Consider the following 26,317-nt stretch of genomic DNA (forward strand, 5'->3'; position numbering starts at 1 on the left):
AAAGAGCCAAGCCGGTAACGGCTTGGCTCTTTGTTGTGTTCTGGTTACGCAACGTTCCGTGACTTCCGCACGACCGCTCTGGCGGGTTATTTTGGAAGGTCAGTATTTCAACCAATCAATCATTTCTGTGCTGCAACATACCATGCTCCATTTCCGGCAATGCTTCCTTCTGCTTCTCCTTCTGCTTCTCTCTTCCGTAGCGGTATCTGCCCAAGAAGATTCTACGATTACCATCACCGCTCCCAGCCCTGGCACGCAATGGTGCGCCGGTGCCTTCCAGACGATTACGTGGGACACGGTAAACGCTGGCCAGACGTTCGATATTCTGCTATCCAGCGATGGCGGGGTGATCTACAACGTGATTGCTCCGGGGGTGACTGGGACTTCTTACCAATGGATAGTGCCGGTCAACATCAAGGCCGATTCGATGTACCGCATTATCGTCCGGCGCAACGGCGGCGGGCTTGCCGACACCAGCAGCAGCTTCCGCATCAACCGCCCACCAACGCCAACGCAGCAGCCGATTGACGTTTCCATCCCTGTTAACAACCACGCTGTGTTCACCGCGCAAACCAGCGGGTGGCCAAAGCCGGCAGTGGAGTGGCAGGTAAGCGCCGACACCGGGAAGTCATGGAAACGGGTGACGGGAAATCAGGCCGTGGGGGTGGAGACCGAGCAGTTGACGCTCTACTACGTTGATGCCAAAATGGATGGAAACCTCTACCGCGCCCGATTCACCAACCAATGCGGAACCGACACCAGCAAATCCGCAAAGCTGACCGTGACGTGGTTGGAGATTACCACACCAAACGGCGGCGAAGTTACTTGCGCCGGCCAGCCAATCACCATCCGCTGGAAGCTGCAAGGGTTCACCGGGCAACCGCAGTACGCCCTGACGTACACCCCCGACAGCGGCAGAACGTGGAAGTCGTTGGCCACCGTGCTGCAAAGCGAAACCTACACGTGGAACACCACGCTGCAACAAGCTCCCAGCCAGAACTACCGCGTGCGGGTGCAGCTGACGAACAACCCAATCGTGAGCGACACCACCGACACCACGTTCGTTCTGTATGCCCAGCCAACCGTGGCCGCCAACCCACGCGACACCGCCGCCAACCAGGGGCGATTGGTCTCCTTCAGCGCCGCATCGTATGGGCTGCCGTTGCCGGAAGTGGAGTGGCAAGGGAGCGTGGACGATGGGAAAACCTGGGTCCCGTTTGCCAACAGCACGCGTACCGAAGCAAACGGGCGGGTGGAAACCAGCCTGAAAACATCCGCCATTGCTGCCACCGATAGCGGAGCCTTGTACCGCGTTGTGTTCCGCAACCAGTGCGGAGCCGACACCACCCGGCCGGCGCGGCTGCGAATCATCAAGGACCCCACAACGGCGGTGGAAGAGCTTGCCGAACTCCGCTCCTTTGCTGCGGCGATTTCCCCCAATCCTTCCCACGGCTCCGCTTCCCTTGCGTTGCGGCTTCCCGCCCCCGCTGCGGTCCAGGTTCTGGTTGCCGACCCAACCGGAACGATCCTTGCCGTCCCGCTGGCTGCAACGCTTCTTCCCGCCGGGGATCACGCCATCGCGCTGCCGAAGGACCTCCCTTCCGGCGCGTTCACCTGTGTTGTCCGTGTTGGAAAGGAACAGAAGATGCTCCCGCTGGTGGTGGCTCGATAATCAGCATGCGGGCCGCACGCGCAAACGTGAGGTGGAGAACCGGGTGAGTGAGTAAGCGGGCGTTGGTTGGAAGCTAATCGCCGTTGGTTTCGCTCCCCCACGGTTCCACCAAATCAACGCAGGTGTCGTGTCCGGCAAAGATTTCTTGCCACTGCTGGGTGGTGCGGCTTTTCACCACCTCCAGAATCAGTTGCTTCACGTGGGCGGCGCGCTCCCCGTGCGATAATCCATCGTCATCCCCCAGCATCGTCAGCCCGGTTAAGCTGCGGAAACGTTCCCAAAATTTTGGCTCCACCGCTGCCACCGCAAGGTATCCGCCATCGGCAGTTCGGTAGATGTTGTAGCAGGGGAATCGCCCGTTGTGGAGGAAGGTTGCCGGGGTGCGTGCTTGCAGGGGAGCGGGGTAGTAGGCATTGGTAGATTGATCCACCGCGTCTTGCAAGTAGCACCAGTTCTGGATTGGCTCCTGCTGGCCCTTTTGGCGAATCACCGTTGCCAGCACGGTGACGGCGATATGGTAGCTGAAGAACATCCCCGTAACGGGAAGCAATGGCGGCGCGATGATGTCATCGGTGCGGTCAAGGATGTGCATCTTCAGCAGGTTGCTTTGCGCCAGCGTGTTAAGGTCATGGGCCGAGTGGTCATCGCCCGGGCGGAAACCCAAGCGTGTGAAGCAGACTCCGCTGAAGTTTGCCGCAATCGCTTGGGGGCTTAGCCCCAACTTCTCCTCCACTCGCGGAGGGAACCCCATCACCACGGCATCGGCCTGGTGGATTGCTTCGTGCAGTTGGGCAACGTCGGCGGCGGTGCCGAAGTCAATCAGCCGAAGCTGTTTCGGGGCCTGGAAGGCGCGATAGACCTCGGCAAAAGCGGGGTCCCATCCCCATTTCAGAAACGGGTCGCGGTGGTGGTGGTCCTCATATTTCACCACCTCCATCCCTTGTTGCGCCAGGTAGTAAGTTGCCAGCGGGCCGGGAAGCCGCCACGTTAGGTCAATAATCGTCATGCCAAGCGGGGAATGCTGATACGTTCAATCGCCAAGCCCTCTGGATTGGCTGCGGGCGAAAGTACAAAAAACCGGAGAGCCTTCTGGATCGTTGCTTTGCGGGCTTGTTCGGGTTCCCTGCTTGGCACAATCGGTGGTGAGGAGCGCGTGCGAAGCCAGCAGGCCGGTAACGCTTGCGGCGGCAGCGCGAGAGTTAGGCAAGTTTGTAGCTTTACGCACACCTTCCATTCAATCACACGCACACACACGCATGAACATTGCTGTTTTGCTTGGCGGCACTTCGCCCGAGCGTCATGTTTCCATGGCCAGCGGCAAAGGCGTTGCCGAGGCCTTGATTGCCGCCGGCCACACCGTCCGCCTGTATGATATCGCCCGTGGAGCCGATGCTTTAACCTCCTTCAGCAACCTCCATCTCCCCACCGAACTGGCCCCTGACGACGCGGAGCTGGCCAGCTTCAACAACAACGCGATTATCACCGCGGTGCAATCGTTGCCGCAGGATATTGACGTTGCGTTTTTGGCGTTGCACGGCGCGCCGGGGGAGGACGGAACCGTGCAGGGCTTGCTGGAGCTTCGCGGAATCCCCTACACCGGGTCCAACGTTTTGGCAAGCGCGCTGGCGATGGATAAGGCAATGGCCAAGCGGGTGATGGAGCATTACGACATCCCCACGCCACGCTGGTTCCAGGCCACCCGGGGCCAGTTAGATGCGGCGATGCTTCGGGACCGCGTTGAGCAGTACACCGATTTCCCCGTGGTTGTGAAGCCAAACGATGGCGGCTCGACGGTGGGTCTTTCCATCGTTGCCGATGCCGACGGGTTGGAGCCTGCGTTCCAGTTAGCGGGGCATTATTCAGCAACGGTGATGTTCGAGGAGTTCATCCCCGGGCGCGAGCTGACGGTGGCGATTTTGGGGGAGGAGGCGTTGCCGATTGTGGAGATTCGCCCCAAGAGCGGCATCTACGATTACGCGAACAAGTACACCGCCGGACGCACGGAATATTTCTGCCCAGCGGACCTGCCCCGCAGCTTGACCGAGGAGGTCCAGGAGCTTGCGCGGCGTGCCCACGCTGCGTTGGGTTGCAGCGGCTACAGCCGTGTGGATTTCCGATTGGATAACAACGGCCAGGCGTTCTGCTTGGAGGTGAACACGCTTCCGGGAATGACCGCCACCAGCCTTGTTCCCAAAGCGGCGGCGGCGGCAGGGATGAGCTACCAAGAACTGTGCGAGCGGATTATCCAGCTGTCGAAAAGGGAGGGGTGAAGAATCGAAGGGGCGCGGCATGGCGCGAAAGCCTTTATCGCTTTCCGGGCCTGCTGTTGTAGCCAGCATTCCGCCAAAGGGTGACGCGGCCCAGCCGGTCGTACGGGGGGAACAGGTGCATCCCCCCGCCAACGATGTCGGGAAGGCGATCATTGTTCAGGTCGCCAATGGCGATTGTTAGAAGATGGGTTGGCGCGGTGGCAATGCCGTGGCCGGTGAACTTCTGCTTGCCGTTGTTCTCCAGCCAGATCAGGCTTGCGCGGTGGGGGTCGCTCCAATCGTTGAACAGGCTGCTGGCCACCACGTCGGTGTCGCCGTCGCCATCAAGGTCCGTGGCTTCGGCGCGGTAGGCTCCGTAGTATCGAAGAAGATCGTGGGCAACGAACTTCAGTTTCCCCTTGTTCTCCAGCCATTGCACCCCGTGATACGGGCGGACCACAATTGTGGGAAGGTCCAGATTGTCGCCGTTGGAGTACAGGATGTCCAGATCGCCATCGCGATCCATATCCACCAGTTGAATGCCCGATGATCCGTAGCTGGGCGTTGGAGCTTTTGCGATGATCGTCTCTTTGAACCCTTTCTTCCCATTCAGGAACACCGCTACTTCCTCGTGCTCCTGGGCCGTCACCGCCACGATGTCCAGCCGGCCATCCCTGTTCAAATCGGCCAGCGGAACGTTAATGGCCCCGGCCTTTCTTGTGAGGGAATGGTACCGGAATTCCCCAGGTTTCGTTTGCTCAAGCCAGCCAATGCCGCCGCGGTTCAGATATCCAAAATCGGCAACCGAGAAATCGGTGTCGCCGTCGCCGTCAAGGTCCCCCGGCTGCACGTCGGCAATCCGGCCAACGGAGTCAAGAATTACCTTCCCTTTGAAGTTCATCGCGCCGTCGTTGATCAGCAATCCAACCGTGCCAACCGGGGCATCCGTTGGCGACATACTGCCGATGCAGCCAACGGCGATGTCCAACGCGCCATCGCCGTTAAAATCGAACACCGTGGCGTGGCCCGGGTGCGGCAGCTGGGCAATGGTGTCCTCGCGCCAGGCCGTTCCAACGCGGTGAATCCATGAAAGCAGCTCGCCACCGGCATCGCACACCAGCACGTCGTTCTGGCCATTGCGGTCCAGATCAACCACCTGAACATGGCCGATAGCTGGGCGGCTGGAAGTGTCAATCGCTTGGCCCATTGGCTGCGCGGAAAACGCTATCGGCGATGCCTTCGGATCGGGAGCAAGCTGCGGCTGGTGCTGGGGGCTGAAGGTGTAGTAGTAGTGAAGCACCTCTAACCAGACGCTGTCGCTGTAGTTAGCCATTTTGCGATCGCGAAGGACGGTCATCATGTGCTGCATCGCCTCGGACCAACTCTCCCGCTCCAGCAACTCTGGCTCGGGAACAAGGTGGCATCCGCCGCAGCGGAGCGATAGGTGGATATTTTTTGCCCACGCTTGTTTGCTTAAAGCTGCTTTGGCGTTCAGGTAGTTTTTGGGATCATCGCCAACGCGGGTGGCGGTGGCTTCTTCGTGGCAGGCATTGCAAGGGGTGCGCGGCGTGGCGGCCGCAGGCTCTGTCTGGGTTGCAGGGGCGGGCATCCCAACCGCAGCCAACAGAATCACGGCAAGCAACGCACCGGCTGCGATGACCGAACGAACAGGGTAGGCGGCAGGAGGTAGAATTGGCATGAGTGAGGCGTTCGGTGTGATGTTCGTGTGTGTGCGTGTGTGGTTCTTACCGCAGTTTCGCAAGCATGAAGTTGAGCGCAAGCGAGACCTCCTTTTTCGTCAAGGTCACGTGGCCCCCTTTGGCCGGCATCGCGCCGAACCCTTCCAGCGAATGCTTCAGCAAGGTTTTGCGCCCTTTGGGCAATCGCTCCTTCCATTCCTCCTGATTTCCCAATCGGGGCGCGCCTTGCGTTCCAGTTTCGTGGCACATACGGCAGGTAAGCAGGTAGATTTCTTCCCCTTTGCTTGGCTGCTGCGTGGGCCGTGGTGTTGGCGGCGTAACCATCGTGTCCGTAGCTTCACTTACGGGACCGGGGCGAACCATTGGGCTGGCGGCAATCGCCGCCAGCCCAACGATTGCGGCCGCAAATGCCACCAACAGAGTAGGACGCAGTATCTTCATGCCAAAGAAACGAATAAGGGATCGCAAAAATTACCGGCCTGCGTAAGTTTTCCGCGGCTGCTTTGGCTGGTATGGATTCTGGCAGGCAATGTCCCAACGGGGTTTTGCGTCCATGCAGCGGCCTTTCTTCAGCCAGCGGTTCCCGGCGCACACCGGTATCAACTTCTCATCAACTCTCCAGATGACGCAAAACATTCCCACCAATCCGTGGCTCAAGGCCGTGCGCGAAGCACGTGGCCTGCTGCTTGCGGCGGTTATCATTGCCATTGGGTTCAATTGGTTTTCCGCCACTGGCGTGCCCTGGGTCCGGACCATGCCGCAGGGGCCGGCAATCAGCAACGAGGAGCTTCTTGGCGGGGACACCACGCTGGGCGCGCCCCTTGCTCCGTCCACTTCTTCCACCGTTCCCAGCGACACGGCCATCCACGACAGCACGGCCCAGCGCCATCAAGATAGCTTGGCCGCACTTGCAGCCCTGGAGAAAAAACGGATTGAAGACTCCGTGTCGGCTGTGCGCAAAGCCATTGCCGACAGCACCAAGCAAGCCGCCGAAGCGCAGGTGAAAGAGGTGGAGAGCGTGCAGAAAGGGACGGTGAAGGAGATCACCACCGACCAAGCCAAGATGCTGTTCGACCGGAAGAAAGGGTTCTGGATAGATGCACGCCCGGCGGATCTGTACGCCAAAGGGCATATCCCACGGGCCATTAATATTTTCCCTGAAGAGCTTCGCCATCATATCAACGACCTTCCCGCCAGCGATCTGAACACCCTGATCGTGGTTTATTGCAACGGCGGCTTGTGCGAGCTAAGCCACGAGCTTGCCAACAACTTGGTGGCCATGGGCTTCACCCGCGTGGTGGTTTATACCGGCGGCGAAGCCGAGTGGCGCGAGCGTGGCTACCCGCTGGTCACGAAATAATCAAGCAGCCATTGAACAAGCAATCCAAGCACGAAAACAACAAGAACCAATGAACGATTACCTATCCGCCGGCACCGATCCACTTGCGGTAGAACCCAGGCCGGAAGATGCCGCGTGGGCGCAAGCCGTTTCCCTTGCTGCGCGGTTGCTGGTGGGGTTTGTGATGCTGATTGCGGGGGCGGGGAAGTTAGGGGCCATCGAGCAGTTCGGCCACAATATCTACAACTACGGATTGCTCCCGCTCTCGCTGGTGAACATTGCCGCGCTCCTGTTTATTTGGGTGGAGATCACCATCGGCATCATGCTGATTGTTGGCGTGGCGGTGCGGGGAAGCGCGTTGCTGAGCAGTGCGCTGCTTTTGCTGTTTATCGGCGCGGTGCTTTGGGCAATGGCGCAGGGGTTGGAGATTGATTGCGGCTGCTTCGGCAACGCCAACGGCGAGGGTGGGGTGAAAGTCGGCTGGCCAAAAGTGCTGGAAAATTTGGGGCTGCTTGCGGCCTCCATCTTCCTGATCTACTTCCCCCGCTCCTACTTCAGCCTTGACCGCACGCTCAACCGAAACTGGCAATCCTAAGGGGGGGCCGCCGCGTTGGCTTCTGTATCGTCCATATTTCAGGCTTCATTTCTGTGGTTCGCATATCGTTAACGCCTCGGCAAAATGAGATTTACGAGTTCATCCGCGCCTGCATCCAGCAGCAAGGCGCGCCGCCGACGATTCCTGAGATTGGGGCGAAGTTCGGGATGAAATCCACCAACGGGGTGAACGATCTGTTGAACGTGTTGGAGCGGAAAGGCTACATCATCCGCCGCCGCGGGACCGCTCGCGGAATTGCCCTAACGGACCAAGCCCCCCCAGCCGACCCCAAAAGCAAAGGGGTGAAGAAACTTCCGATTGTTGGCGAAGGGGAAGCCTCCAATCCCTTCTCCATCTTCCTGAATCCGCAAGGGGTGCTGGCCTTGGACCCGCAGCTTGTTCCCACCGGCAACGCCTTCCTTGCCGTGGTGGCCGACGACGGAATGGACAAGGAGGGAATCCTGAAAGGGGATTACGTGGTGGTTCAGCAAAACCCGAACCCGCCAAGCGGTGCGTTAGTGTTTGCCCTTGTTGGAAGCGACCAAGTTGTGCGCCGCCGCAGCCCCGATGGCCACCACCTTCTATCGGCCAACCGCTACTATCCAAAATTGGGGATGGCGGAGATGGAGGATGTGCAGATTATGGGTGAGGTGACAGGGGTGCTGCGGGTGGTGAAGCGATCATCATCCCCGTAAATCGGGCAGGGCAAATCGGGCGGAGCAAAAAATAGAACAAGGTCCCGCACCTCCTCAAAATGCGGGACCTTGCTGTTCCCCTCTCAGAAATCCTACTCCGTACCCAATCGGCTTATGGGTTGAAGATGATCCTCACCGAAAAGGTGTTGTTCCCTTCGTTGCTTTCGGCCACCACGTTGCCGTCGTCCAGGGACATTTTATACATGTGATCCCCTTGTGGCAGATACCCCTGCGTGTTGATCTGCTCGGCTGAGCTGGCGTTGACGCTGACGGCAGTTTGCTGGGTTATCAGTGTTCCCATGTCGGAGCGGAACCGGTTGGCGAACGGGCCAGCATTCACGCTTCCAGCGTTGACGACATCGTAGGAGATGTTGAAAGCATAATTGCCGTTCGACTCCAAGTACACGTCGGTCTTGTCCAGTTTTAGCGTGCCACCCCATGCAGCGAACTTGTTCCCCACTTTTATTCCGCGCTTGCTGGTGATGTCGGCCTGCTTTGTCCGCTGCGGCTTGGTGGTGTTTGCGCAAACCAGTTTGAAGTCCGCGTGGTTGGATTCCATTGGGTTGGGGGAAAGGATTTTGATTGCTTCCCAGCCAGCAAACTCCGGCAGCGACGGCCCCCCCAACGTCCATGTGGTGCTGACCGGCTTCGACCCCGGGCCGGTGAAGACCAGCGTCTGCACCGCCCCCACCCCGCCATCACTCCGGATAAACTGATATTTCACAGTTCCCTGCCCGTTTGCGGCAATCTTCCCGTTGAACTTGATAACCCCGGGGCAAGGTCCGTTGTAGCTTGTGGGATCGGCAGAAAGCGCGGCCCCGGTTACGGCAAACTGCGACTGTGCGGCGGTTCCGCTTAGCCCCCACAGTGCAAGAAAGCAAGCAAGGTGCGGCGTGACGCGGGACGCAGTGCGGATGGTTTTCCAGACGTTCATTCTCGTGTTCTCCTTTTCGTGGTTGTGGTCATTGGTTTCATTGTGGCATCCGCTTTCGGGATGCCGTTGTTGTAACGTGGGGAACAAGGTAATGGCACGCGGTCACGAAAACCTGCTCGGGCGGTAACGCGAAAAAAAAAAGAGCGGACACCCTAGAAAAGTGTCCGCTCCTCTTTTTTCTGGTATCGGTGGGGGTGGGGTTAGAAGTAGAAATTCACCCCGCCCTGCAATGCTAAGTCGGTGCCGGTGTCATCAAGGAGGAAGATTTTAACGCCGGCCCAGGGTTGCATCAGCGACCGCGGGTTTACCGTCACGCCGCCGCCAAGATTCAGCCGGAAGCCGGTGTCGGTAAAGGTTTGCCCTGTTGCTTCGTAAAGATCAATGCGGCCAGCAATGCCTGCTAAGATGAACGGCTCGATGGAAGCTCCTTTCACAAGAAAGGTGTAGCGGCCATTCAGATCCGCAACAAGGCGCGTGGTGTTTTTAATCCCGAAAACGATCTCGACCCCAGGCTCGAAAAAGGTATTTGCGGCAACGGGGAATTCTCCTAAGCCCCCAACCATCAATCGCCCTTGATCCAGATACAACCCGATTTTGGGACCAAGCCCATATCCCTGTACTTGGCCAAATGCCGAGGGTGCGGCGACGGTGAGAAACCCCAACAGGAGCAGGAGAGGAAGAATGCGGTGCAGTTTCATGCGGAGAGTGTGGACAGTTATTGGATGGTTTGCTGAAGTTCGTTGATGTTGATGGCTGGGCAGCGGCGCGGTGTCCTTACTTCATCGGTGTTGCGGGCAGGTATCTCACATGGTAGCGGGGCGCAAGCTAACAAAAAACCTGGGCGCGTGTGCCATGCGCGCCCAGGTTTTTGATTTCGATTCAACCACGTTTTCCGCTTATTCGGTGTTCCCTTTGCGGCGGCGGGTTGGTTTGGTTGGCGGGGGTTCCTCCGCCGTTGGCTCCGTGGGGGTTGGCTCGGCAACTGGTTCCGGCTCGGGCGTGGCTTCCGGTGCGGCCAGCTGGGCCTCGGCAGCTTTGTTGAATGTCAGCGTGCCATGCTCAACGTCGAAGCCGATGCGGACGTGGCCACCTTCGGTGAATTCCCCGCGCAGCACCAGCTCGGCCAATTCGTCCTCGATATACCGCTGGATTACGCGGCGCAGCGGGCGTGCTCCGTACTTCTCATCGTACCCTTTTTCGGCAAGGAAGAGCTTGGCGTGGTCATCAATGTCCACGGTCAGGTTCATGGAGTTCAGCCGCTTCAGAAGCTGCCGCGTCTGGATGTCAATGATCTTGAAAATATCCTCACGCGTAAGCTGGCGGAAGACGATGGCATCGTCAACACGGTTCAGGAACTCTGGGTTGAACAACCGCTTCATGGACTCCTCGATGGTGGAGCGCATCTCGTCGTACTTGTCGCGTTCCTGCGCCAGTGTGAAGCCCATTGGCCCACCGGCTTTGATGTCGCGCACGCCAACGTTGGAGGTCATCACAATGATCGTGTTTTTGAAATCAACGCGGCGGCCTAAGCTGTCGGTCAGGATGCCGTCGTCCAGCACTTGCAGCAGGATGTTGAACACATCCGGGTGAGCCTTCTCGATCTCATCCAACAGAACCACGGAGTATGGTTTGCGGCGAACCTTCTCGGTAAGCTGGCCCCCTTCTTCGTAGCCCACATATCCCGGCGGCGCGCCCACAAGGCGGCTTACGGAGAACTTCTCCATGTACTCGGACATGTCAATGCGGATCAGTGCCTCCTCGCTGTCGAACAGGTAGCGGGCAAGGGCTTTCACCAGCTCGGTTTTGCCAACGCCGGTTGGCCCCAAGAAGATGAAGGAACCGATTGGGCGGTTTGGATCTTTCAGCCCTGCGCGGGCGCGGCGGATTGCCTTTGCCAACTGCTCGATTGCTTGGTCCTGGCCCACCACTTGCTGCTTCAGCGAATCGGCCATGCGAAGCAGTTTGGCGGATTCTTCTTGGGCGATTTTCGTCACGGGGATTCCGGTCATCATCGCCACCACCTCGGCCACGTTCTCCTCGTTCACGTCCACCACCCGCTCGCTTGCGGTCAACTCCCAATCCTCCTTTGCCGATTCCAGCTCGGCTTGCAGCTTCTTCTCCAGATCGCGAAGGCGCGCGGCTTCTTCGTAGTTCTGGCTTTTCACCACCTGGTTTTTTTGCTGCTTCACGTCCTCAATCTTCCCTTCAAGGTCAAGGATATGTTTGGGGACGACGATGGACCCAAGATGCACGCGGGACCCAACTTCGTCCAGCACATCCAACGCTTTGTCGGGAAGGAACCGGTCGGTGATGTAGCGTTCGGAAAGGTGGACGCACGCCTTGATTGCTTCGTCGGAGTAGCGGACGTTGTGATGCTCCTCGTACTTCTGCCGGATGTTCGAAAGGATTTGGATGGTTTCATCCACCGATGGCGGGTTCACCATGATTTTCTGGAACCGGCGATCCAACGCGCCATCCTTCTCGATGTACTGGCGGTACTCGTCCAGCGTCGTCGCGCCGATGCACTGGATGTCGCCACGGGCAAGCGCCGGCTTGAACATATTGGAGGCATCCAGCGATCCGCTTGCCCCCCCCGCGCCAACAATCGTGTGAAGCTCGTCAATGAACAGGATCACATCTTTTGCTTTCTCTAACTCGTTCATCACCGCTTTCATCCGTTCCTCAAACTGGCCGCGGTATTTGGTTCCGGCCACCAACGCGGCAAGGTCCAGCGTGACGATTCGTTTGTCGTGCAGCACCCGGCTGACTTTTTTCTGGACGATCCGGAGTGCTAGTCCTTCGGCAATGGCGGTTTTGCCAACACCAGGTTCGCCAATCAGCACGGGATTGTTCTTTTTACGGCGCGAAAGGATTTGCGCCACCCGTTCAATCTCCTTCTCGCGGCCAATCACCGGGTCCAGTTTCTCCTCCCCGGCCAGCTTCGTAAGGTCGCGACCGAAGTTGTCCAGCACCGGGGTTTTCACCCGTTCTTGGCGTTCTTTCCCGCCGCGTCCTTTTTCGCTGCTGGCCCCTTTCTCTGGGCTGCCCGGGGTTTTGCCGGAATGGATATTCTCAAGCTCCTGCCGGACCGCATCGTAGGTGATGCCGAACTGGCTAAGAATCTGCGCGGCGATGTTGTCGTCGTCGCGAAGCAGCGACAGCAGCAGATGCTCGGTGCCGATCACGTCGCTTTTGTAGAGCTTCGCTTCCAAGTAGGTGATTTTCAGCACCTTCTCGGCTTGTTTGGTTAGTGGAATATTGCCGATGGTGAGCGTCCCGCCGGTTGAGCGGACGGTGTCTTCGATAGCTTTTTTGATTTTGAAAAGGTCCCCGCCAAGATTACGGAGAATCTTGACGGCAATCCCTTCCCCTTCGCGGATGATGCCTAACAGCAGATGCTCGGTGCCGATGTAATCGTGGCACAGGCGCAATGCTTCCTCGCGGCTAAGCCGGATAACATCGTTGACTCGGTTGGAAAAATTGCCTTGATCCATTGCTCTCTCTTGATCCTTCCTCGCCCGTTCCGCAATGTTGGTTGATTGGCGGCGTGGCAGGCGATGGCGTGAAGTTTGTGGTTGTTCTTCCCCTCAATGCACCCTGATTAACGTTTGAACCGGAAATTCAGTGCAGCCGCGTACCCCGGATGCCTCCCCCTGTTCCTCTTTTCAGCAGTGACGTTCGGGACCTCTTTCTCTCGAAACATCACACTCTGGGGCAGGGACACGGCCCGCAGAGCTTGGTAACACCATCCCCCAAAAAATCTTTCTGCCACTGCTCCCCCCCTCCGCGCCTCAATATACAGCCAAGCACTGCTGGAGTTTTAGAAAAAAATGGGGGGGATAGGCATACGGTGTATTCACTTGCTTTGCGCAATGCCAAACCAGAATTAGGGGAACTCAGCCTCTTCAATTCTTTCACCGGCAAGAGCATCTGCTTTTGAAACAGGCAACCACTATCTCTATGACCTCTATGGCAGCAGTGTGGTAGGTTTGGGCTTTGAATATGAGAGTCATCTCTCTGCAATCTCTCTGCAAGGGTCTATTTTTTCTCTGCAAACTGCTAAGCCATCCACTGCCCAATCCTCCATTTCCTTTGAATTTGAGCCTCATTCTTCGCCTGCCTTCCTCAGTGGTTGCTCTATTTCATGGCGAAGCTCTCCTTGGTTGGGCAGATGAAGCTATCGGTTCATCTGCTCTGCCAATGGTTCTGCCTTTTGTAATCTAACACCGGCTACCCTACTTGCATGCACCGGAGAAATCGGCCCCCCCGCCACGTAACAGACTTCCGCAGCAGCCGCTGAATTGGGGGAGGGAATGTAGATTGCCGCCATGACTATTCTTGGGCTAGAAAACATCGGAAAAGATTTCGGCATTAAGCCGCTGTTTAGCGGTGTCACCTTCTCGATAGAAGCTGGCGAGCGGGTGGGGCTGATTGGCGCGAACGGGTCCGGCAAAACCACCCTGCTGCGGGTGATTGCCGGCCAGGAACCCCCCGAAACCGGGCGGGTGATGTTCAGCGGAAACCCCGTGGTGGGGTACCTTTCCCAAAACCCCCCGTTCAACCCCGAAGCCACCGTGCTGGACACGATCTTCGCCGCCAGCACTGCGGTGATGCAACAGCTGCACCAGTACGAAGCCGCCTGCCAACAACTTGCCGCCAACGGGGATGACCCAACACTGCTGGCACGCGTGGCCGACCTTGCAGCGCAGTTGGAAGCATCGGGGGGATGGAGCTTGGAGACCGAGGCGAAGATCATCCTGGACCGGCTTGGAATCACCAACACGGCGGCCTTGATGGGGACGCTTTCGGGGGGGGAGCGGAAGCGGGTGGCGCTTGCCCACGCCCTGATTGAACGCCCCGACCTTCTGATCCTTGACGAACCCACCAACCACCTTGATGCCGACACCATCAACTGGCTGGAACGCTACCTTGACCGGTTCGCCGGCGCGTTGCTGCTGGTGACGCACGACCGCTACTTCCTGGACCGCGTCACCCGCCGCATCATCGAGCTTGATGGCGGAAAGGTCCAGGCCTATGCCGGGAACTACGGATACTACCTTGCCCAAAAAGAGGAGGAAGCGGCGCGGCGCGAAGTTGAGGGCCACAAGCGGGATATGCTGATCCGCCAAGAGCTGGCATGGCTGCGGCGCGGCGCAAAAGCCCGCACCACCAAACAGAAAGCCCGCATTGACCGCGCCAACGAACTGATGGCCGCCCCACGCGAACGGAAACAGGAGGAGCTGGAGATTGCCGTTGGTTCGCGGCGGCTGGGGAGCAAAGTGGTGGAGCTTCACGGCGTTGGGAAGCAGTACGGCGGGCGTTGGTTGCTGCGCGATTTCACCCACATCCTTCAGCCTGGCGAGTCTGTTGGAATTATCGGCCCGAACGGAACCGGAAAGACCACGTTGATGGAGATCATCAGCGGAAGGACAACGCCGGACGAAGGGACGATCACCGTTGGGGAGACGGTGGTTATTGGCTACTACGACCAAGAGAGCCGCGCCTTGAACGATGAGCAACGGGTGATTGAATATATCCGCGAGGTGGCCGATAACATCACCACTGCCGATGGAAGCATCATCACCGCAAGCCAGATGTTGGAGCGATTCCTTTTCCCGCCCGGGATGCAGTACTCGCCGATTGGGAAACTTTCCGGAGGGGAGCGGCGGCGGCTTTATCTGCTCCGCATCCTGATGTCGGTCCCGAACGTGCTGATTCTGGATGAGCCAACGAATGACTTGGATATTCCCACCCTGCAAACCTTAGAAAGCTATCTAGATGGATTTGGCGGAACGCTGATTGTGGTAAGCCACGACCGCTACTTCCTTGACCGCACCGTGGACCACTTGTTCCGATTTGAAGGAGATGGGACGATTCGGGAGTACCCGGGGAATTACACGGCCTTCTTGGAGATTCAGGAACGCGAAGCCGCTGCTGCCGCCGCCGAAACCACTCCCCAACCGAAACCGCGAACCGAAGAGCCGCAAGCCGCGATCCCCCAAAATGCCCCGCGCAAACTCAGCTACAAGGAGCGGAAGGAGCTGGACCGATTGGAGCAGGAGATTGAGCAAGGGGAGCAACAGAAGCGCGAGATCGAGCAGCAACTTTCCACCGCCGACTACACCCAAGCCCAAGCATTGGCCCAAGCACTGGCCCAGCTAACCGCCCAACTTGAGGAACGCATGGAGCGATGGAGCCAACTGGCAGAACTGGCATAGGGGAATGGAGACCGAAGGCCTTTATATCAACTCTGGCTTAGTTGGAGCCGCACGGTAGCGGCGGCTTCGCCGGTAGCGGCCCCGACCTTTGTCGGGATTGATAACAGGTCTTTAGCCTGCCGCTGCCTTGCGCCCCCCTGCTTCGCCGCAAGCGGCTGCGCGTCCCCCCAATGCTGGGGGGAAATGGGTTTCTACTATTGATCTTTTTCTCTCTGAACCTCACTCCACCACTGCCAGCCCCTCCCCCAGAATTGGGGGAGGCGGGGAGGGGGCTTGCTGCGTTGGCGGGTTGGTGATAACCGCACACTTTTTGCTGAACCCTCGGAATATCCCCTTGATTGAAAAAACAGCATGGCGTAGCTTGCCGTTGCTGATGATGCGCAGTTGATTGCGCCACGCAATATCTTCCTCCCACTTATTCTCCCTCACTATGGAACAGAGATCACCAAATGCCAGAGGTATCCAGCCAAAGTTTTTGAAGCTACCCATACACACCCAAGTATTGAAGAGCGGAGTAATCATCACCGCAGTATTGGGAATCCTGCTATTAACCACAACCCTCCGTGCGCAACCCATGGACACCACGGGGCGATGGAAAGAGTTCTCAATGCCATTTGCCGTTGACACATTCTACGTCCGCTACTACGGTTTTGGTCCACTGTTTTTTAGCGATTCGTTGACGGGATATTGGTTGTTGTACAGCCGCCGAAAGTACCCCGACACCGCAGGGCAAGGGGTCTATCGAACAAAAGATGCCGGAGCAACATGGCATCGCTGGGCAGATAAAACTCCCTTCCCCCATGAACAGAAGGGGGCATGGGCCATTGGCAAATCAGGGTTTCGATCAAGCGACAGCGGAAGGACGTGGGAACGAATTGGAGTTCGGGGAACGGACTCGGCGCAGACGATCGCCTACGGCTCGTTTAGCAACGCGGGGCTGCCAAAGGTGATGGCTGCTTTGTACGCCTACCGCCCAACACGATTGGCGTTTACTCTCGATGGCGGAGCCACCTGGATATTCACCGATACTTTGGAGGAACGAAAAGAGGTTGATCCTAACGACTCGAACAATGTGTTCCGCTACAACCTTGTCAGCGACACAACACTATTTGGAGCGGTTCCGGTGGCAAGCTCGCCGAACTCCATCGTTTGGAAAAAACTCTTGGGAATTGTTGACAGCACCTTGTACGTCACGCTGACCGATGAGCGGGACAACGGCTATCTATGGGTCATGGACCTTGCGAAGCGTTCGGGAACGGTGCACCGGATTCCGCTCTATCCAAACCTCACGCTGCTGCGGCATGACCTGATGGTGGCGTGGGATGCCAATGCTGGGGTGGCATTGCGAAGCAGCGACAGCGGGAAAACGTGGGACCGGACAGAAGGGCTGAAATGGGTGCATTGGGGGACGGTTCGGTTTTTCCCGAATGGCTATGCTATCGGCAGCAACGCCCAAACCACCGACGCAGGGCGCACGTGGAAACCATCCTCCATCCCCTATGGCGTTGGCGCGTTTTGGCCGGTTGATACGCTCCATTGGTTCACTTTTGCTGGAAGCTGGCCAACACCACAAACCTCCTTTGCTCGGACATCGGATGGAGGATATTCCTGGAAGGACAACGGTATCTTCGGCTTCTACACCGGCGGCGGTGTTCACGATGGGGTTCTGTTGCAAGGGACAGAAACGGGTCACTTTCTGCGGAGCAGCGATTCGGCGCAGACATGGAGCGACCTGCGGGATATTCCCGGTGCCTTGCCGAACGGAGTCGTCAACATCTCTCACATTGCTTGGCCAAACGGAACCCGCAACCCAGAGTGGGTGATGGCCATTGCCACGCAAACCAGCCCAACCAGCCCGCAACGCGTCTGCATGATCGAAAGCCGCGACACCGGGCAAACGTGGCAGGTGACAAGAACCTACGATTCGGCATCCCTTCTCAACAGCCGCATTCAGTTCATTGAAAACAGCGAGCGGCTGACGGCCTACATCTCCATGAACAACCGTTTCTACCGAAGCACCGACACGCTGAGAACGTGGGAACTCCGCTCGGAAGAACCGATGCTCATCACCCAAATGATTGATAACCAGATTGGCGTTGCTGGCCGAAAAGGGGAGCTGCTGCGAAGCACCGATGGCGGGGCATCATGGCTGACAACCCAGGACCTAACCGAGCCAACCCGAACAACCCCCACAACCCTTGCCGTGCTTGGCAACGGCCATGTTGTTGCGGTTGCGCCGGACCAACTTGCCAGCAACGACAAATGGACGCTCTACTACTCGGGGAACAACGGTGGGACGTGGGAAACGGCCCAATCCCACTCGCCGATTCGCGAATGGGGAAGCGTCCTTTGGTTATCGCCAGCGCGGGCGTACATGCGTGCAGGAGGGCGTTTGGGGTACTCCACCGATTCGGGTCAATCGTTCGTGTCGGTGCGCTCGATTGCGTACGGGGGATTCCAACGCGATGACAACTACATCTACTTCGTGTCGCTGGATGACCTCAAAGCTGGCCGGTGGCGGATTGGGGGAGAACCAACCACCGGCGTGGCGATGGCTCCGACGGTAGTGGAATCGGTTCGGCTGGGGGAAAACATTCTGAAGGGTGAGGGAACGGTGTTGCGGTTGCGTCTTGCATCGGCATCAAAGGTGCGTGTGGCGGCGGTGACAATGGCAGGGGAAGAACAGCCGCTGCTTGGCGAGCAACATCTGGAAGCGGGCGAACACACCTTGCCGATAGAAGTCTCGGGCCTTGCAAGCGGGCGGTATCTGATCGAAGTTCAGTTTGGCGGGAACGAACCGCCACGGTTGCTGCCGTTGGTCATCCAGCGGTAGCGGCCCCGACCTCTGTCGGGGCCGAGGGAGGTTGAGTAGGAGCGGGCGGCTTCGCCCTGATTCCGTCGCGCCCCCCTGCTTCGCCGCAAGCGGCTACGCGTCCCCCCAATGCTGGGGGGAAAAGGGTTTCTACTATTGATCTTTTTCTCTCTGGACCTCACGCCACCACTGCCGGCTCCTCCCCCAGAATTGGGGGAGGCGGGGAGGGGGCTTGCTGCGGTGGCGGGTTAGTAGGTCTCACCGTTCCTCGTATCACCCCCACCCAACCCTCCCCCGCTGGGCAGGGGAGGGCTTTCGCGGCGAAGGCTTCGCCTTCTTCTTTCTCTTGCTCCCCTCTCCGTCAGTTGCTTTGGCGTTGCTCGGGAACGAAGTCACGGAGAGGGGTTGGGGGTGAGGTTGAGTAGGAACGGGCGGAGGATGGATAGCCGCCGAAGGCTAAAGACCTTTTACCAACCCCGACGGATGTCGGGGCGGCTACCCTGCTCGGGAAGGAAGTCACGGAGCGGCGGCTTCGCCGGTAGCGGCAGGTCTTTAGCCTGCCGAGTGAGGGTGGAGGTGAGTAGGGATCGGCAGAGGAGAGTTAGACGCCGAAGGCTAAAGACCTTCGGCTACCTCCTTCTTGCTCCCCCCCTCTCCGTCAGTTGCTTTGGCGTTGTTCGAAGTCGAGTCACGGAGCGGCGGCTTCGCCGGTAGCGGCAGGTCTTTAGCCTGCCGAGTGAGGGTGGAGGTGAGTAGGGATCGGCAGAGGAAAGTTAGCCGCCGAAGGCTAAAGACCTTCGGCTACCCTATTTTTTAGCAACCCGACTTAGTCGGGGCGGCTATCAACCCCAACTCACCCGGCTACCGATACCCCTCGGCCTGCAGATGGAACAGCTCGGCATACAGCCCGTTGCGTTGAATCAATTCCGCGTGGGAGCCTTCTTCCATCAGCTCCCCTTTCTGCAACACGATGATCCGGTCGGCCATGCGGACGGTGGAGAAACGGTGCGAGATGATGATGGCCATTCGCCCAGCCACCAGCTCGGAGAACCGGAGGAACACCTCATACTCTGCGCGGGCATCAAGGGCGGCGGTTGGTTCGTCCAAAATCAAGGCTTGCGACTGGCGCATGTACGACCGCGCTAACGCCACCTTCTGCCACTCGCCGCCGGAAAGCTCCACTCCATCCTTGAACCGCCTTCCCAACATCTGCCCGTAGCCTTCGGCAAAGCGCGGCAGCAAGGTGTCGGCCAGCGATTTGCGTGCGGCCTCGGGGATTGGATTCCCGTTTGCCGTTGCGCTTGCTGCCACCCCGGTTGCGTGCCCATTCCCTGCGGATGATTGCTGCGAGAAATAAGGTTTTGCCTGCTCAATCTCGCCAACGCCAATGTTCTCATCGAACCGGAAATCGTAGCGGACAAAATCTTGGAAGATGACGCTGATTGCGCGGCGAACCGAAGCAACGTCGTATTCCCGCAAGTCGCGTCCATCCAGCAGGATTCGCCCTTCGGTGGGGTCGTACAATCGCGCCAGCAGCTTGGTGATGGTGGTTTTCCCCGCTCCGTTTTCCCCAACCAACGCAATCCGTTCGCCTGGCTTCAGCGAGAAGTTGAGATGGCGCACCGCCCAACGTTCGCTGTCGGGATAGCGGAATCCTACGTCCTGGAAGGTGAACCCTTCGCGGATTGGCTGCGGGACCGGCGGGGCGTTGCTTGGCGCGGTGATGGTTGGCTTCACCTCGAAAAATTCGAACAGATCTTTCAGGTACATGCTCTGCTCCACAATGCCGCTGAACCCCATCAGCAGCCCGCCAATCAGGTCGCGGCTGCGCGCAAACGACGAGGCCAAAAACGTCAGCGTGCCGATGGTGATAAGGCCTTCGGCGGCCCTCACCAGAATCAGCACGTACGCGCCGTAGTAGCCAATCGTGCTGAACAGGGAAAGGAGCGAAGCCACCATTGCTTTGCGAATGGAGAGCCGTTTGTTCTGGTCGTAGAAGGTGTCGGCAAGCGTTCGGTAGCGTTCAATCAGCCAGGGGGCAATGCCGAAAATTTGGACCTCTTTCGCGGTCTCATCGCTTGCGCCAACGTAGCGGAGGTAGTCAAGCTGGCGGCGTTCCGGGGTCCAACGGTAGAGGAGTGAGTACTCCAACGAAGCGAAATGCGTTTCCCCAAGGAAACTGGGGACCACCGCCACCGCCAGCAACAGCAGAAGCAGCGGGTTGTAGCTGACGATTGCCGCGCTAAGCGAAACCAGCGTGATGGCGTTTTGCCCCATGGAAAGAATCTGCCCAACAAGGCCGATGCGCCCAACGGTTTGGCGGCGTGCGCGCTCCATCCGGTCGTAGAATTCGGGGTCCTCGAAGTGATAAAGGTCCAGCGTGGCGGCGTGCTCCATCAGCCGAATGCTGGTGTGGTTGCTGAACAAATCCCCCAAAAGGCTTTCCACCAGCGATGATGCCCTGGCAAGCCATTCCCCAACAACAACAATCCCAAGCTCCAACGCCACCAGCTCCCACAGGTATGCCCAATCGGGGTTTGGCGACTTGGTCATCTGCAGGACGGCATCAATAATCAGCTTGCCAACCCAAAGCGTGGCAAGCGGAACGAATGCGCGGACAACCCGCAGCAGCAGCATCGTGGTGGTGTAGCCACGGTGGGTTTGCCACACCATGCGGAGCAACGCCGGGACGTACCGAAGTGCGCGGCGGCGTTCGCGCCAGCCAGGTTTTTCTTTGGCTTGTTGCTGGTGTGCCGAAGGGGGAACGAAGGCGGGTCGGTTGGGTCGGATCATGGAGGTCAGGCAGTTATTGAACGCCCCCAATGACGGCCAACCGGGCGGTTGCGTGTTGCCGTGTGGCGGCGGCCAACACGCGTGCCGCAGCCTCAACTCCAAATTTTTGCACCTCGTCACGTTTCTACGTTGGTGCGGGCGTGTATATTTGCCGTTCCTTTTTGGGAAGCATGCCCCAAGCGGGTGTGTGTATTGAGGCGTCGCCAAGTGGTAAGGCAGCGGCCTTTGGAGCCGCCATTCGAAGGTTCGAATCCTTCCGCCTCAACTCTACTGCGTCATTGCAATCTGTTTGAACTTCTGCTTGTGGGGGAATCTCCAGTGGCGACGGAGCGATTGATCTCCAACCGCATCAACGCGAACTAGTTCTTCAATGCCCGGATTCAAAATCGTTAGCGGACGGTCCAACCCTGCGTTGGCGGCACGCATTGCCAAAGCCGCGGGAACATCGCTTGGTAAGGTTCAAATCCGCAATTTCTCCGACGGGGAAATTTGGGTGAAGTATGATGAGAATATTCGGGGCGAAGACCTGTTCATCGTGCAGCCCACCCAGCCGCCTTCCGATAATCTGATGGAATTGCTGATGCTGATTGACGCTGCAAAGCGGGCATCGGCAAAGCGCATCACGGCGGTGATCCCGTACTTCGGCTACGCCCGGCAGGACCGCAAGGACCAGCCACGGGTGGCGATTACCGCAAAATTGATCGCCAACCTTATCAGCGAAGCCGGTGCGGATCGCGTGATAACAATGGACTTGCACGCCCCGCAGATCCAAGGGTTCTTTGACCTTCTGTTGGACCACTTGTACGCCGCGCCAATTTTTGCGCGGCATTTCCGCAAGCTGGAACTTCCCGACCTTGTGGTTGCCTCGCCCGATGTTGGCGGGCTGAAACTTGCGCGGGCCTACGCCAAACGGCTTCACGCCGGATTGGTGTTTATTGACAAACGCCGCCCCCGCCCAAACATTGCCGAAGTGATGAACGTGGTGGGCGAGGTGGAAGGGAAAAACATCCTGATTCTGGATGACATGATTGACACCGGCGGGACCTTCACCAACGCCGTCCACGCGCTGAAAAAGTTCGGCGCAAAGAAAATTTATGGGGCATGCACCCACCCGGTGCTAAGCGGAAAAGCCTACGAGCTGATAGAAGCCGCACCATTGGAACAATTGATCGTTACCGACACGCTGCCGATACGGCAGGGGTCCTCAAAAATCGTCGTGAAGTCCGCTGCCAAGCTCTTTGCCGAAGCAATTATCCGGACCCACGAAAATCAATCCATCTCCAAGCTATTTGACATTGATTAGAACAGGGGGAACGCACCAGCGATCCGTTGGTGGGAACACGATCCTTCTGTTCGTTCAGTAATCACGTACTTGACCAATCAAGGAACCGAAGCATGAACGAAATTCTTCTGCAAGCCCAGCGCCGCACGCCGGGCCGAAGCGAAGCACGCGCAATGCGCCGTAAAAGCATTGTCCCGGGCATTTTTTACTTCCATGGCGAAGAACCAATCGCCGTTGCCGCGCACGAGCTTGCGCTGCGCCCACTGATCCGCACCAGCGAATCGCACCTTGTACGGATGCGCCTTGACGACGGCGTTGAGAAAACCTGCATCCTGAAAGACATCTCCTTCGATCCCATCACCGACCGTCCGGTCCACTTCGATCTTCAGGGCGTTTCCGCCGACGAAGCAATCATCGTTGAAGTTCCCGTTAACATCGTTGGCCAGTCTATCGGCCAGCGCGACGGCGGCATTGTGGAGTTCCTGCTTCACAAGGTCGAGGTCAAGTGCTTGCCGCAGGATTTGCCGGATCACATCAACGTTGACATCACCAACCTTGGCATTGGCGAATCTATCCACGTTAGCGACATGACGTTGGAAAAAGGGACCTTTGTCACCGGCGGCGATGTTGCGGTGGTGGCAATTGCCGCGCCACGCACCGAAACCGAAGCCAGTGCGGGACCAGCCGAGCCGGAAGTGATCACCAAGGGAAAAGAGAAAGCATAATTCAGGCTTCGCGCCCTTCGTGGGCGTGGCGATTGAACACTCAAACTCTTTTCCCCCCGCGCGATGCCTACGCCGCAAGCCCCAACCCGCATTCTGCTTGGACTTGGCAACCCCGGCAGCCGATACGCGGCCACGCGCCACAACATCGGATGGATGGCACTGGAGGCAGTGGCCGAGCGGATGAAGTTGGAATGGAAGCCCGGGCGCGGCGATTACTGGGAAGCCGTTGGCGATTGGCGCGGCCAGCGTTGCCTGCTGGCAAAGCCAACAACGTACATGAACAATAGCGGGCAAGCCGCAGCCCAACTGCTGGAACGCTACAACCTTCTCCCAGCCGATATGCTGGTGATTGTTGATGAATTCCAATTCGCAGTCGGGAAAATTCAGATAAAGCCGTCGGGGTCGTCGGGGGGGCACAACGGGTTGGAATCGCTGATCTATCAGTTAGGAACGCGTGACTTCCCGCGGTTGCGGTGCGGTATCGGAAGGGAATTCGGGCCGGGGCAAATGGCCGATTACGTCCTTTCTCCCTTCCCCCCCGAGCAGCAAGAAGCGGTGCAGCAAATGATCCTTCAGGCCCGCGACGCAATGCTGGACTGGGCTGCCGAAGGAACCCAGCGGGCAATGGTGCTGCACAACAATCGAGGGACGGTGGCCGGGTAGCAATCAACAGAGAGTTTGCCAGCCTGCGATTCTCCGCCCCCTTTTGCTCTCTCTCTCCTGCCCGGCAGCAATTCTGCCGGGCTAGCGTACACAAAAAACAAGCGAAACGTTAACCATAGGAGTATCAGGTGAACAACAACCATTATGAAATCACGGTGATCTACAACGGAATGTTGGAAGATGACCAGGTGAAGCCGTACGTGGACCAAACCGTGGAGATGATTAGCCGCCACGGTGGAACCATCAAAAACACCGACGTTTGGGGCCGCCGCCGTTTGGCTTACCCAATTGACAAGAAGAACAACGGCTACTATATCCAATTTGCCGTCGAGGCACCGGGGGAGATGGTGCACCATTTGGAGCGGTTCTTCCACATTGAGGAGAACGTGATGCGCCATTTGATTCTGCAATTCAGCCAGCGCGACTTGCAGCGGCGCGAGGAAGCCAAGGAGAAACACGCCGCAGCCGCCGCTGCCGAAGCCGCCGCACGCGCCGCCGAGGAAGCCGCCGCAGCTGGCGATGTTGATGACGAAGACTAAAAAAAGCATCGGGAAAACAACGAAGCGGCTGGCGGTAAACTTCCTATCTTTGCCCCACTGCTTGTTGATCCTTCCGGGCGTTGCCACGATTGCCACCGACCCATAGACCGCGCCATGGGTTCTTGTACGCCAAAGCAGTACAGCCACGCTAGAGCGGTTGTTCAGTCCTGAATTGATGCACGAATCTTTGAAGAGCAAGGAGAGACCACGCTGTATGGCCGACATGAGAATGCCAGAATTGAACTCGGTGCTGATTGCGGGCAACCTCACCAAGGACCCGGTGATTCGTCACACGCGCAACGGCACTCCGGTGGCAAATTTTTCGATAGCCAGCAACCGCAAATTCCGCAGCGGCGATAACCAGTGGCAGGAAGATGTCTGCTACGTTGGCATTGTTGCATGGAACCGGCTGGCCGAAAGCTGCGCCGATAAACTCCGCAAAGGAAGCGCGGTGCTGGTGGAAGGGGAGCTGCAAAGCCGCACCTGGACCAGCGAAGAAGGGAACACACGCTCAACCGTCGAGATCAAAGCGCGGCGTATCCAATTCCTGAACAAACGCCGCCTAAGCGATGTTGGCGACGGAAGCGAGTACGACGACAGCGAAGAAGAATTCAGCGTCTTCGAAGCCGATTACGACGAGCAGTTTACGCCCCGCAGCAACCTTAACGGCTCCCCCGAACGGGAACCATAACAACGATACCGTGGCAAGGAAGATCCCTGGCGAGAATGCTCGCCCCGCCGATTCCCGGCGGAACCTTCCTTCCACACCGTTACCAAGCAACTATCAACTACGCAGTGCAAGAGAGATATGAAAGTTATACTTCGTCAGAACTATGAAAATCTGGGAACCATCGGGGAATTGGTGGAAGTGAAAGACGGCTTTGCCCGCAACTTCCTGATCCCACGCCAGATTGCCTACCGCGCCACGCCAGGCGCGATGCGTGCCATCGAGTCGGAGAAGAAACGCTACGACGCACAGCAAGCCAAACTGGAAGCCGAAGCACGCACCCAAGCCGAACGCTTGGAGTCGGTCTCCATCACCATCCCAATGCGCGTTGGGGAAGGGGATCGCTTGTTCGGCTCCGTTACCGCAATCATGATTGCCGATGAACTTGGCCGCCAGGGCCACACCGTGGACCGCCGCGCTATCCAGCTGGAAGAGCCAATCAAACAGCTTGGAATGTTCGACGTTCCGGTGAAAATGCACACCAACGTCACCGCCACCTTGAAGGTGTTTGTGGTGGATAAGGATGCAGAAGTTCAGTAAGCCATAGTGTGCCGATTCGGCACCGATGTTTTGCCGCCCTGAGCAGAGATTTCCCCCTCTGTTCAGGGCGGCTTTTTTTTCCTTCCTTCTTCCGCCACCGATCGTTCTACCAATTGCTTCCCACCATCGCCAGCACTCGCGCCGGGCTTCCCGCTCCGCCGGCAATGTTCAACGCCCCCACAAACAACATGAACCCCGCCGCCGGAAGCGATTCCAAATTCGTCAGATTCTCCAGATGGAACCGCCCCCCGTGCAGCCAGTAGTTGTTGACGCTGAAAGTGGTATCGCTTCCGCGGTCAATGCCGTGGGTGTCAATCCCCAATCCAACAACGCCGCGCTGCTGGGCCAGCATCTGCGCGGCGGCAAGGCCGTAGCCCGGGGTGGGCGGTGCAAGGTAGCGTTCGGGGGAATGCCAGTGGCGGCTCCACCCCGTGCAAAGCAGTACCGCCGAACGCTCAGGGATGCTTCCATTCGCCTTCTCCCATTGCTGAATCCAATCCACCGTAAGCTCAAAATCTGAATCGTGCAGAACCGCCTGGCGGACATCAATGCAGACCCCGGGCACGATCAGTTGCTCGGCTGGGAAGGCCTCCATCGTCACTCCATCCGTGGCGAAATGCGCGCTGCAAGCGAAGTGCGTCCCGCTGGCCTCGCCAAGCTGAAGTTGGTGGAGCAAGTATCCAGAATCGGGAATGGTTGCCACCGGATCAATCGCCACCGAAGGGTCGCCCGGCCAAATTGGAATACCGGGGGCAAGCGTTTGTGTTAGATCAAGAATTGTTCTGGCTGAAGGATTCATGGCATTGCTGTTGGAGACCGCACGAGAGAGAGTTG

The 26,317-nt window shown here is 58.2% G+C and carries 22 protein-coding genes and 1 tRNA gene; 14 read left to right on the forward strand and 9 right to left on the reverse strand.

Going from position 1 to position 26,317, the window contains the following annotated elements:
* Positions 1-127 precede the first annotated feature (127 nt).
* Positions 128-1,672: a hypothetical protein gene (locus IPM61_06955; GenBank protein MBK8911053.1), complete on the forward strand. Its 1,545-nt coding sequence runs from the start codon at positions 128-130 to the stop codon at positions 1,670-1,672.
* Positions 1,673-1,745: 73 nt separating this feature from the next.
* Here IPM61_06955 and IPM61_06960 read toward each other — a convergent pair whose 3' ends face one another.
* Positions 1,746-2,678 (reverse strand): CoA transferase, encoded by a 933-nt coding sequence (locus IPM61_06960; protein ID MBK8911054.1) that lies wholly within the window; start codon positions 2,676-2,678, stop codon positions 1,746-1,748.
* Positions 2,679-2,928: 250 nt separating this feature from the next.
* Here IPM61_06960 and IPM61_06965 point away from each other — a divergent pair, with 250 nt between their 5' ends.
* Positions 2,929-3,942 (forward strand): D-alanine--D-alanine ligase, encoded by a 1,014-nt coding sequence (locus tag IPM61_06965; protein ID MBK8911055.1) that lies wholly within the window; start codon positions 2,929-2,931, stop codon positions 3,940-3,942.
* 34 nt (positions 3,943-3,976) lie between these two features.
* On the opposite strand, the gene IPM61_06970 is transcribed toward IPM61_06965, so the two are convergent.
* Together IPM61_06970 and IPM61_06975 are read right to left on the reverse strand one after the other, a co-directional pair.
* A complete protein-coding gene (locus tag IPM61_06970; protein MBK8911056.1) occupies positions 3,977-5,620 on the reverse strand; it encodes a VCBS repeat-containing protein in 1,644 nt (547 codons plus the stop codon).
* A gap of 46 nt (positions 5,621-5,666) precedes the next feature.
* Positions 5,667-6,062, reverse strand: coding sequence for a cytochrome c5 family protein (locus IPM61_06975; protein ID MBK8911057.1), 396 nt, complete (start codon positions 6,060-6,062; stop codon positions 5,667-5,669).
* Between the two features lie 181 nt (positions 6,063-6,243).
* Here IPM61_06975 and IPM61_06980 point away from each other — a divergent pair, with 181 nt between their 5' ends.
* The 3 genes from IPM61_06980 to lexA are packed head-to-tail and all read left to right on the forward strand — an operon-like array spanning position 6,244 to position 8,250.
* Positions 6,244-6,981, forward strand: a complete 738-nt coding sequence (locus IPM61_06980; protein ID MBK8911058.1) for a rhodanese-like domain-containing protein — start codon at positions 6,244-6,246, stop codon at positions 6,979-6,981.
* A 49-nt stretch (positions 6,982-7,030) separates the two neighbouring features.
* A complete protein-coding gene (locus tag IPM61_06985; GenBank protein MBK8911059.1) occupies positions 7,031-7,555 on the forward strand; it encodes a DoxX family membrane protein in 525 nt (174 codons plus the stop codon).
* A 53-nt stretch (positions 7,556-7,608) separates the two neighbouring features.
* The gene (lexA, locus tag IPM61_06990; GenBank protein ID MBK8911060.1) at positions 7,609-8,250 is read left to right on the forward strand and encodes a repressor LexA; all 642 of its coding nucleotides are present in this window, start codon (positions 7,609-7,611) and stop codon (positions 8,248-8,250) included.
* Positions 8,251-8,362: 112 nt separating this feature from the next.
* Here the strand turns inward: lexA and IPM61_06995 are convergent, their stop codons facing one another.
* The 3 genes from IPM61_06995 to IPM61_07005 all read right to left on the reverse strand — a co-directional run bounded on the left by IPM61_06995 (position 8,363) and on the right by IPM61_07005 (position 12,678).
* Positions 8,363-9,184 (reverse strand): hypothetical protein, encoded by an 822-nt coding sequence (locus IPM61_06995; GenBank protein ID MBK8911061.1) that lies wholly within the window; start codon positions 9,182-9,184, stop codon positions 8,363-8,365.
* A gap of 200 nt (positions 9,185-9,384) precedes the next feature.
* Positions 9,385-9,882 carry a hypothetical protein gene (locus IPM61_07000; GenBank protein ID MBK8911062.1) on the reverse strand — a complete coding sequence of 166 codons (498 nt, stop codon included), beginning with the start codon at positions 9,880-9,882 and terminating at the stop codon, positions 9,385-9,387.
* A gap of 198 nt (positions 9,883-10,080) precedes the next feature.
* Positions 10,081-12,678, reverse strand: a complete 2,598-nt coding sequence (locus IPM61_07005) for an AAA family ATPase (GenBank protein ID MBK8911063.1) — start codon at positions 12,676-12,678, stop codon at positions 10,081-10,083.
* A gap of 834 nt (positions 12,679-13,512) precedes the next feature.
* Here IPM61_07005 and IPM61_07010 point away from each other — a divergent pair.
* Positions 13,513-15,402 (forward strand): ABC-F family ATP-binding cassette domain-containing protein, encoded by a 1,890-nt coding sequence (locus IPM61_07010; protein MBK8911064.1) that lies wholly within the window; start codon positions 13,513-13,515, stop codon positions 15,400-15,402.
* A gap of 219 nt (positions 15,403-15,621) precedes the next feature.
* On the opposite strand, the gene IPM61_07015 is transcribed toward IPM61_07010, so the two are convergent.
* Positions 15,622-15,924: a hypothetical protein gene (locus IPM61_07015; GenBank protein ID MBK8911065.1), complete on the reverse strand. Its 303-nt coding sequence runs from the start codon at positions 15,922-15,924 to the stop codon at positions 15,622-15,624.
* Between the two features lie 85 nt (positions 15,925-16,009).
* Here IPM61_07015 and IPM61_07020 point away from each other — a divergent pair, with 85 nt between their 5' ends.
* Complete coding sequence (locus tag IPM61_07020) at positions 16,010-18,235, forward strand: hypothetical protein (GenBank protein MBK8911066.1); 2,226 nt, start codon at positions 16,010-16,012, stop codon at positions 18,233-18,235.
* 840 nt (positions 18,236-19,075) lie between these two features.
* Here IPM61_07020 and IPM61_07025 read toward each other — a convergent pair.
* Positions 19,076-21,007: an ABC transporter ATP-binding protein gene (locus IPM61_07025; protein ID MBK8911067.1), complete on the reverse strand. Its 1,932-nt coding sequence runs from the start codon at positions 21,005-21,007 to the stop codon at positions 19,076-19,078.
* A gap of 193 nt (positions 21,008-21,200) precedes the next feature.
* Between IPM61_07025 and IPM61_07030 the strand changes: the two genes are divergently transcribed.
* The 7 genes from IPM61_07030 to IPM61_07060 all read left to right on the forward strand — a co-directional run bounded on the left by IPM61_07030 (position 21,201) and on the right by IPM61_07060 (position 25,483).
* Positions 21,201-21,272, forward strand: a tRNA-Gln gene (locus IPM61_07030).
* A gap of 105 nt (positions 21,273-21,377) precedes the next feature.
* Positions 21,378-22,310, forward strand: coding sequence for a ribose-phosphate pyrophosphokinase (locus IPM61_07035; protein ID MBK8911068.1), 933 nt, complete (start codon positions 21,378-21,380; stop codon positions 22,308-22,310).
* A 92-nt stretch (positions 22,311-22,402) separates the two neighbouring features.
* A complete protein-coding gene (locus tag IPM61_07040; protein ID MBK8911069.1) occupies positions 22,403-23,014 on the forward strand; it encodes a 50S ribosomal protein L25 in 612 nt (203 codons plus the stop codon).
* 63 nt (positions 23,015-23,077) lie between these two features.
* Positions 23,078-23,677: an aminoacyl-tRNA hydrolase gene (locus IPM61_07045; protein MBK8911070.1), complete on the forward strand. Its 600-nt coding sequence runs from the start codon at positions 23,078-23,080 to the stop codon at positions 23,675-23,677.
* Between the two features lie 128 nt (positions 23,678-23,805).
* On the forward strand, positions 23,806-24,216 hold the full coding sequence (gene rpsF / locus IPM61_07050; GenBank protein ID MBK8911071.1) for a 30S ribosomal protein S6: 411 nt from the start codon (positions 23,806-23,808) through the stop codon (positions 24,214-24,216).
* A gap of 214 nt (positions 24,217-24,430) precedes the next feature.
* Positions 24,431-24,907 (forward strand): single-stranded DNA-binding protein, encoded by a 477-nt coding sequence (locus tag IPM61_07055; protein ID MBK8911072.1) that lies wholly within the window; start codon positions 24,431-24,433, stop codon positions 24,905-24,907.
* Positions 24,908-25,024: 117 nt separating this feature from the next.
* Complete coding sequence (locus IPM61_07060) at positions 25,025-25,483, forward strand: 50S ribosomal protein L9 (GenBank protein MBK8911073.1); 459 nt, start codon at positions 25,025-25,027, stop codon at positions 25,481-25,483.
* Positions 25,484-25,589: 106 nt separating this feature from the next.
* Here the strand turns inward: IPM61_07060 and IPM61_07065 are convergent, their stop codons facing one another.
* On the reverse strand, positions 25,590-26,282 hold the full coding sequence (locus tag IPM61_07065) for a cyclase family protein (GenBank protein ID MBK8911074.1): 693 nt from the start codon (positions 26,280-26,282) through the stop codon (positions 25,590-25,592).
* Positions 26,283-26,317: the final 35 nt, after the last annotated feature.

The organism is Chlorobiota bacterium, from assembly GCA_016710285.1.
Taxonomy (GTDB): Bacteria; Bacteroidota; Ignavibacteria; order OLB7; family OLB7; genus OLB7.

Bases quoted from the DNA above. Each gene is read 5' to 3' on its own strand.
- IPM61_06960 (MBK8911054.1), bottom strand. From the start codon at position 2,678: ATGACGATTATTGACCTAACGTGGCGGCTTCCCGGCCCGCTGGCAACT.
- IPM61_06965 (MBK8911055.1), top strand. From the start codon at position 2,929: ATGAACATTGCTGTTTTGCTTGGCGGCACTTCGCCCGAGCGTCATGTT.
- IPM61_06970 (MBK8911056.1), bottom strand. From the start codon at position 5,620: ATGCCAATTCTACCTCCTGCCGCCTACCCTGTTCGTTCGGTCATCGCA.
- IPM61_06975 (MBK8911057.1), bottom strand. From the start codon at position 6,062: ATGAAGATACTGCGTCCTACTCTGTTGGTGGCATTTGCGGCCGCAATC.
- IPM61_06980 (MBK8911058.1), top strand. From the start codon at position 6,244: ATGACGCAAAACATTCCCACCAATCCGTGGCTCAAGGCCGTGCGCGAA.
- IPM61_06985 (MBK8911059.1), top strand. From the start codon at position 7,031: ATGAACGATTACCTATCCGCCGGCACCGATCCACTTGCGGTAGAACCC.
- IPM61_06995 (MBK8911061.1), bottom strand. From the start codon at position 9,184: ATGAACGTCTGGAAAACCATCCGCACTGCGTCCCGCGTCACGCCGCAC.
- IPM61_07000 (MBK8911062.1), bottom strand. From the start codon at position 9,882: ATGAAACTGCACCGCATTCTTCCTCTCCTGCTCCTGTTGGGGTTTCTC.
- IPM61_07005 (MBK8911063.1), bottom strand. From the start codon at position 12,678: ATGGATCAAGGCAATTTTTCCAACCGAGTCAACGATGTTATCCGGCTT.
- IPM61_07010 (MBK8911064.1), top strand. From the start codon at position 13,513: ATGACTATTCTTGGGCTAGAAAACATCGGAAAAGATTTCGGCATTAAG.
- IPM61_07015 (MBK8911065.1), bottom strand. From the start codon at position 15,924: ATGATTACTCCGCTCTTCAATACTTGGGTGTGTATGGGTAGCTTCAAA.
- IPM61_07020 (MBK8911066.1), top strand. From the start codon at position 16,010: ATGCCATTTGCCGTTGACACATTCTACGTCCGCTACTACGGTTTTGGT.
- IPM61_07025 (MBK8911067.1), bottom strand. From the start codon at position 21,007: ATGATCCGACCCAACCGACCCGCCTTCGTTCCCCCTTCGGCACACCAG.
- IPM61_07035 (MBK8911068.1), top strand. From the start codon at position 21,378: ATGCCCGGATTCAAAATCGTTAGCGGACGGTCCAACCCTGCGTTGGCG.
- IPM61_07040 (MBK8911069.1), top strand. From the start codon at position 22,403: ATGAACGAAATTCTTCTGCAAGCCCAGCGCCGCACGCCGGGCCGAAGC.
- IPM61_07045 (MBK8911070.1), top strand. From the start codon at position 23,078: ATGCCTACGCCGCAAGCCCCAACCCGCATTCTGCTTGGACTTGGCAAC.
- IPM61_07055 (MBK8911072.1), top strand. From the start codon at position 24,431: ATGGCCGACATGAGAATGCCAGAATTGAACTCGGTGCTGATTGCGGGC.
- IPM61_07060 (MBK8911073.1), top strand. From the start codon at position 25,025: ATGAAAGTTATACTTCGTCAGAACTATGAAAATCTGGGAACCATCGGG.
- IPM61_07065 (MBK8911074.1), bottom strand. From the start codon at position 26,282: ATGAATCCTTCAGCCAGAACAATTCTTGATCTAACACAAACGCTTGCC.